The sequence below is a fragment of the Mesorhizobium sp. M1A.T.Ca.IN.004.03.1.1 genome, assembly GCF_003997555.1.
In the GTDB taxonomy this organism is placed as follows: Bacteria; Pseudomonadota; Alphaproteobacteria; order Rhizobiales; family Rhizobiaceae; genus Mesorhizobium.
Genome location: NZ_RZTV01000813.1, coordinates 1 through 248, shown reverse-complemented (window position 1 = coordinate 248; position 248 = coordinate 1). Strand labels below are relative to the sequence as shown.

1 pseudogene is annotated in these 248 nt (G+C 58.5%); it reads right to left on the bottom strand.

The window, feature by feature from the left end:
• A pseudogene (locus EOD29_RS37700) lies at positions 1–111 on the bottom strand (host attachment family protein); the annotation flags it as partial.
• Positions 112–248: the final 137 nt, after the last annotated feature.

Genomic DNA, 248 nt, shown 5'->3' with positions numbered 1-248 from the left:
CTGCACGACCTGCAGGTTCGGATATCTGGTGTCGCCCTCGTTGCGGAGGAAAAGCGCCTTCTCGCCGTCAGCCACGATAACCCATAGACCGCGTTTCAGCTTGATGTTCATGGCGCTCCTCCTTTTCAGCTTTCCATATCTTGTCGATCAGGCCTCAAAGCGCAGCCTGTCGGCGCTAGCCAAACGTGCCGCCGAGCGTCATTGTTCCAGCCAGGGACGCCGCCCGCGATCATCTCTTGCAAAGTGCA